Raw genomic sequence first — 5,563 nt, forward strand, 5'->3', positions numbered from 1 at the left:
CAAGATATGAAATTAGTGATCTGTGTGCGGCGATCAATCAATACGAAGGTGCCGAAACCTCACGCGCGATTACGCACATCGAAACCCATATATCGCATGTATTTTTGACCGAAGCATTTGCGTATAAAATCAAGAAACCTGTGTGTTTCGAATTTTTGGACTATACGACGAGCGAGATGCGGCGTATCGCAAGTAACAGGGAAGTTGAATTAAATAGACGAACGGCGGCCGATGTCTACTTAGGTGTGATCAATCTATGCAGGGATGCAAGTAATCATATTGTTCTTGATGGCGATGGGGATATCGTGGATTGGATCGTGAAAATGCGACGCCTGCCCTCAGCACTCATGATGGACGAAAAAATTGCATCAAGTACCTTAACATCTGATGATCTAGATAATTTTTTAAAAACCCTGAGTAAATTCTATGCCTCGACAGCACGTGTAGATATCAGCGCGGCTGATTTTGTGGGCCATTTGCGCCAGCAGATCGAGGCGAATTTTACGGAGCTTTTTCGCGACACCCACTGTATTGACCGCGATATTTTACGACGGATCAAGAACAAGCAGCTCCAGTTTCTTGAGTTTAATGCGGATCTTTGGGCTACTCGGTTGAACCAACGAATGATTGTCGATGGCCACGGTGATTTGCGCCCTGAACATATTTGTCTCGAATCGTCGCCAAAGATCTTTGATTGCGTAGAGTTCAATGATGCTTTTCGCCATCTGGATATTCTAGATGAAATCTGTTTTCTTGCACTTGAGTGCGAGCGCCTGGGGCGCCCCGATATTGCCCAATTATTATTGCAATCTCCGATGGTCGCCAAAGCATACGGGTCTAGGGAATTGAGTGATTTTTACATATCCTACCGTGCCTGTGTAAGAGCTAAAGTTGCTGTGCTGCGTGCTTTACAGGCTGCCGGGGATGATCGTGTCCACGCCATGAATTTGGCTGGTAAGTACCTTGATCTGGCGGACCGTGGTATGGGGGTCGCGACCAAGCCTCTATGCCTCATCATCCGGGGACTGATTGGGTCAGGCAAGTCCACAGTCGCCCGTCGTTTGAGCGAGCGGTTAGGAATGACATTAATTCAGTCCGACAAGATTCGTCGCGAGATTTACGTGGAGGGTGAGGTCGGTCAGTCGTACGGAGCAGGTTTATATACGTCGGGAAGTCGCGATCATGTGTACGAACACATGCTAGAGCAGGCACTGGATAGTCTGCGCGCGCGAACCTCGGTGATCATGGATGCCTGTTTTCTCCGTGTAGCTTTGCAGCAGAGAGTGCAATTCCAGGTAGATGCTATCGGTATACCGCTCGTTATTGTTAACTGCGAATGTCCTCAAGAAATTGCAGTTACGCGTATTCTGGAGCGCATGAAAGACCCTTCCTGCTTATCCGATGCGCGGCCTGAACACTGGTTGGACCAGGCTCGGGATGACGAGGGCGTCATCTCTGGCGTGCCCACCATCACCTTAAAGTCTGCAAGTGCTGGGCCCGACACACTTTGTGATGAACTAGTCGCCTATCTGGCAGAACATGTGATTGGCGTAGGTCAATCCAGCTGTCGGGCTATCCAGGAGTCCTACTGTGACACTAAGGCTGATGTTAGTCGCTCGTTTGAGACTTCGCGACTTGCCACCTTGGCTAAGGTTTGAAGCTCAGCGGCAAAGAGCTCATAGAGGTCGTCTATCGACACTATGCCGGTTAAGCGGCCTTGAGTGTCGGTGACTGGGATACGGCGGATACCGGAACGCTCTAGTTTCCGAGCGACCTCAAATAGGCCCTCCTGTTCCTTGGCTACGGTCGGGTTTTTCGCCATGATGTCCTCTATTTTAATCGCGTCTGGCTCCATGTTTCCAGCCACTACTTTGGTGACAATGTCGCGGTCAGTTAAGATACCTAGGGCCTTGCGGTCCTTGGATTTTACTATGACCAGTTCACCCACATGTTTGTCACGCATGAGTCGTGCAGCATCTGCCACAGTTGTGCTCGGTGAAGCGCATACCACTGTATCTTTACACACATCTTTAATCGGCATGGTTTTTCTCCTAAAAGCATGAGTTGGCTACCGACATAGATCACGCATTTTTTCTGGTGTGCAATCTTTGTTCCATGAAAGTTCGTTCGAGTAAGCGCAATGGCATGCGATTTGCTTCATCGTTTTTGGGCCTCATCTTTTGCGTAGATAAATCACCAGATGGGGTTGAGCGCACTTGCCAACACAAGGAGTATATTTATGTTGACTGATCTTGTACCAAGTGGACTGAGAACATTGGCTCCGTGGCGTCGTCGGGATGATTGGGTCGATCTCCAGAGATCCATGAATAGGATGATGCGCGACCTTCTTGAGGAGGAGGAATTCCCGCTACCTACTTTAGGTGTCACGGGCACTGCGGCGGCGTTTGCGCCGCGGATGGAGCTTCAGGAGCTCGAGGATAAAATCGTCCTATCTGCCGAGCTACCCGGTCTGAGTGAGAAGGATGTGGAGGTCTCTCTCGACAAGGATTACTTGACCATTAAAGGTGAGAAAAGGGAGGAAAAGGAAACCAAGGCAGCAGGACGGAGCTTTAGTGAGCGACGTTACGGAGCTTTTGAACGCTCGGTGCGGTTGCCGACATCGGTCGATAAAGAGAAGGTTTCGGCGAAATTTGATCGTGGTATTTTGACAGTCGAAGTGCCTCGGACTCCAGAGTCTAAAAGAGAGATAAAGAAAATACCAATTAAACACTAAAATACGACCGGGCCCTCGCAGCATGCGAGGGCCCGTTGCTAGTTATTTAGCAAAAAAACTAGGCATAAACAGTGCTAGCTTGAGGTCCCTTCTCGCCTAACTCTTCGCAAAACTTAACGCGGACCCCAACTTCAAGGTGGTCGAAATTGCCATTTAATACAGCATTAGCATCGAAATATACCTCACGCTGATCATCTGTCAGCAAAAATCCGTATCCCTCGTAGGGGAATAATCGTGCAATTTCGCCGACTGCAACAGGGCTGGCATGCGCCTTAACTTTACCGCGCATCTTGCGGCTATAATCTTGAAGGATCCGTTCCATGGCGGCAAAAGCGTCCCTGATTGCCACGTAAACGTCCGCATGGGCGGGATCCAGTCCGGGCTCCCGGCCAACTACAAGGCGTTCGCCCGGGACGTTCAATTCAATGCGCACCCGGTACGGCATGCCCTTGCGTTGGTGGCGATGCGATTTCTCAACAACAACGCGCGCATCGATGATACGCGGAAAAAGCTTCTCGAGATGACTGATTCCACGTTCAATACGGTAGCTGACGGCCGGCGATGGGTCTAATCCATGGAAGTCGACTTGCAGTGGGCTTTGCATAGACAAAAACTCCCTTCAGAAAAATGGCTTACTTGCCCCGCTCCTTTGATCAGGGCTCACTTTATGCCATGCAAAGTTTGAGCCGAAATCGGGATCGGCTGCGGCTTATTTGAAAACGGCGAGGATCAACTCCAGAGCAATGAGGCCAACGATGAGGATTTCAAGGATTGCCGCCCGACGGTTCGTGACGAGATTGGCCAAGATCTCCAGATTGTCTTGAACTAGAGTGAGTTTTCGATCAAGTGCGCGAAATCGCACATCGATGTCAAAGCACTGCTGCGTCTCTTTGAAAATCTTCTGCATCTCGTGACTGAGCCAAGCTTCCTCGGGAGGGTCAAGGATGGCGAGATTGGCGACGATTTCCTGTCTGGTCCCTGCAGCAGAACCGATGAATTTTAGTAATATTTTGCCACGCAGGGGTACGGAACCTACCTTAGCTAAGCGCTGCATGAAATTTGCCGAATTGTGCAGCATACGATCTGAGTGAATCTCGTATGTTTCAAGAGCAGCTGACTGACCAACGGTAAGCGCAATCATACCTATGGTCTTGATGTTAATGGATCTAAGCTCCGCGTAATCAAATTCAAAGCGATCCTGGTCACCGATCTTTATGTGAAAAGTCTCTGAGGTTTTGTCATCTAGATCGGGGCCAAGAATACCGCGGATGCGGGAAAGCTCTTCCTCGACCTCCTTGGTATCCATGTTGAAAAATACAATGGCACCGAATCTATAAATGAAAACAAACTTCAGATCACCGTACTCAACCTGCAGCGCGGATGGGCTGCTATCGACGATGCGTCCCGTGAGTATAGGACGTAAGGATTTGACTGGGATAGCGTGATAGAGATTGAATGCCTGAAGCAAGTATGGATTTGTCACGTTTACCGCTACAAATTGGGAAAGGCTGCCTACTTGGTTTTGCGAAGATACCACCAGGCAGCCTATTTCATTTTTGAACCAAAACAGGGAAATGACTAATCAAGTCTATTCTATCGCTAGATTTGTTTCAACTGCTGTCACACCGGGCGCCGCCCATGCGGCCCATTTAGCATCTTGAATCTCAGCCTGCGACCGGACCGTGCCGCTCAGGCTGACGCGCCCATTTGCGGTTGAGACGCGTATTCTTTTGGCGTCGGCCTCAGCGCTACGAATGAGTGCTTGTTCGATCCGAATCTTGATATCCGTTGGCTGCGGACGTTGATGGATCGCAAGGTGGTTCTTCACTGACCTGACGCCAGTGATATACCTCACAGCCGACGTTGCTGCATCTCGTTGATACTGCCAATCTACCTCGCCACGGAGAATGACTACGCCATCTTCAACAGAGATTTGGATCGTCGATGGTAGACTTACGTTCCATCTTATGGCATCAGCTGCTGCTTTTGCTACTTCTTGATCGGACTTAGTATTAGTCGGTGGCAGTTTAACCTCAATCTCTTCGGCGACTGCCTTGACTCCAGCAACGCGAAAAGCTGCTTTTTCAGCGCTGTACTTGTCAGCAAAGCTTGGCACAAAGCCACTGAGCGTGACTACACCGTCACTGACGGAAACGGCTATGTTCTCGGATGCAACGCTAGGGTCAAAACCGAGCTCGTCCAAAATGTCTTGGCGGATTTGATTGTCAGTTTTCATGAAACTTGCTCCTTTTCCAATGGCTCATCTAAAAGCTAATTAGCCTACGCTCGACGTCTGCAGATTCCGTGCCATTAGCAGAACTCAGTGAGGGACTGTGTAAGCATGGTCTGCGCATAAGACTTGCAAGGTTTTTTGTGACAATCATTTGGTAACGGGGGTTCCCATGACGAAGTACCGCAACAGGCGCGAGGCAGGTCAGATCCTAGGAGTACATCTAGAGAAAGAACTGCGGAAAAAGGAACTAACCAAGCCATTAGTGCTTGGGCTCCCGCGGGGGGGAGTTCCCGTCGCATTTGAAGTGGCCGCGGTCCTGCGGTGTGCTCTCGATGTCATAGTGACGCGAAAACTCGGCGTCCCCGGACATGCAGAGCTGGCCTGTGGTGCTATAGGCCCAGAGGGTGTGGAAATTCTCGATCAAAGATTGGTTAGTGAGTGCGGCATCACTGACAAACAAATTTCTGACATAGTCGCGCGGGAATCGGTTGAGCTCACGCGGCGGCAGGAACTCTATCGTACCGGTCTTGGTCCTCTAAATTTGTCGGGGCGTGATGTGATCTTAGTCGACGACGGCATCGCTACCGGTGCAACCA

The 5,563-nt window shown here is 50.0% G+C and carries 7 protein-coding genes; 3 read left to right on the plus strand and 4 right to left on the minus strand.

From position 1 onward, the window contains the following. Nucleotides 1–1,658: hypothetical protein (locus FJ146_19220; protein MBM4254102.1), on the plus strand; the 1,658-nt coding region annotated here is incomplete at its 5' end. Here the strand turns inward: FJ146_19220 and FJ146_19225 are convergent. Continuing rightward, nucleotides 1,586–2,041: a CBS domain-containing protein gene (locus FJ146_19225; protein MBM4254103.1), complete on the minus strand. Its 456-nt coding sequence runs from the start codon at nt 2,039–2,041 to the stop codon at nt 1,586–1,588. The genes FJ146_19220 and FJ146_19225 overlap by 73 nt on opposite strands. 159 nt (nt 2,042–2,200) lie before the next feature. On the opposite strand from FJ146_19225, the gene FJ146_19230 reads away from it, so the two are divergent. Then, nucleotides 2,201–2,734: an Hsp20/alpha crystallin family protein gene (locus tag FJ146_19230; GenBank protein ID MBM4254104.1), complete on the plus strand. Its 534-nt coding sequence runs from the start codon at nt 2,201–2,203 to the stop codon at nt 2,732–2,734. Between the two features lie 58 nt (nt 2,735–2,792). Here FJ146_19230 and FJ146_19235 read toward each other — a convergent pair whose 3' ends face one another. The 3 genes from FJ146_19235 to FJ146_19245 form a co-directional block, all read right to left on the minus strand. Further along, nucleotides 2,793–3,338, minus strand: coding sequence for an HPF/RaiA family ribosome-associated protein (locus FJ146_19235; protein MBM4254105.1), 546 nt, complete (start codon nt 3,336–3,338; stop codon nt 2,793–2,795). Nucleotides 3,339–3,443: 105 nt separating this feature from the next. Then, nucleotides 3,444–4,217 carry an RMD1 family protein gene (locus FJ146_19240; protein MBM4254106.1) on the minus strand — a complete coding sequence of 258 codons (774 nt, stop codon included), beginning with the start codon at nt 4,215–4,217 and terminating at the stop codon, nt 3,444–3,446. Nucleotides 4,218–4,322: 105 nt separating this feature from the next. Further along, the gene (locus tag FJ146_19245) at nt 4,323–4,970 is read right to left on the minus strand and encodes a BON domain-containing protein (GenBank protein MBM4254107.1); all 648 of its coding nucleotides are present in this window, start codon (nt 4,968–4,970) and stop codon (nt 4,323–4,325) included. A 166-nt stretch (nt 4,971–5,136) separates the two neighbouring features. On the opposite strand from FJ146_19245, the gene FJ146_19250 reads away from it, so the two are divergent. Further along, nucleotides 5,137–5,563, plus strand: a 427-nt coding sequence (locus FJ146_19250) for a phosphoribosyltransferase (GenBank protein MBM4254108.1), incomplete at its 3' end; no start/stop codon positions are given.

This window comes from Deltaproteobacteria bacterium (assembly GCA_016874735.1).
Lineage (GTDB): Bacteria > Bdellovibrionota_B > Oligoflexia > Oligoflexales > CAIYRB01 > CAIYRB01.